Source organism: Shewanella sp. 10N.286.51.B7 (genome assembly GCF_002873615.1).
Lineage (GTDB): Bacteria > Pseudomonadota > Gammaproteobacteria > Enterobacterales > Shewanellaceae > Shewanella > Shewanella electrodiphila.
In genome coordinates, this window is record NZ_MCUF01000095.1 from 2,447 (window position 1) to 3,405 (window position 959).

The 959-nt window shown below is 40.9% G+C and carries 1 protein-coding gene; it reads right to left on the minus strand.

The annotated features are described in order from the left end of the window. A partial coding sequence (locus tag BCU84_RS20770; protein ID WP_198589627.1) for a VCBS domain-containing protein occupies positions 1 to 959 on the minus strand: 959 nt, incomplete at both ends.

The following is a 959-nucleotide window of genomic DNA, read 5'->3' on the forward strand; positions in this document are numbered from 1 at the left end:
TGCTCAGTGCCATCGACTGAGTGAACTAATAAAGTGTCGGTAAGTGATTCGCCAGTTTTGAGCTCTTGAATGACGGTTTGGGTATTGTCGGCTGTATAAGTCCAATGACCCAATTCGTTAATAACTAGATGACCAAATTGCCCTTGTAAAGATGATGCTTGGAAATGACTTTCACCTGTATCTGTGTCAGTAACAGATAATTGTCCTGTCACTGATAAATGTTGCGTTACTAGGTTTTTATCTTCGGTAATGCTACCTGTAGATACGCCAGAAATGACAGCGGCTTCATTTTTACCAATAACAACAATAGTGACTTCTTTTGAAACTGGCGTTCCTGAACTATCAGTAGCTGTTACTGTAAAAGATTCACTTGCTTGTTGCCCTGAATGTAGTCCTAAGGTCGAACTTGATTGGTTATCGAGGTGATATTGCCATTCGCCTGTATCAGGGTTAATTGATAATTGACCAAACTTGCCATTGGGCTGCTCAACGTTCCATACACTTTGGTCATGATGATCAGGATCAGAACTTGTTAATGTCCCACTTACGTTATCAATGTTACCAGCGCTGTTGATAGTCGCATTATGCATACCTGAAATAGTCGGTAAATCATTACTTCCTTCAACTTCTACTGCAATGATGCTAGAGGCTTTGTGGCCATTGTTATCAGTTGCTGTAATGATGAATTGTTCCGATTGTTGCTCGCCTTCTGAAAGTGCATTCGTTTGACTATTACTGTTATCCAGTAAGTATTGCCATTGACCTGTGACAGGATCAATGACGATATGTCCATATTGCCCTTGAGCGGTGTCAACTGACCAAGAAATATGTTCGGTATCAGAACCTTTTACATGCATCTGTCCTGATGCGCTGCTAATAACATTATCTTCTTTTAATTGCGGTATTTGTTGTTGACTTGCAATGCTTGTAGGCGTTTTATCAGTGCCAGTGCCAGTGCC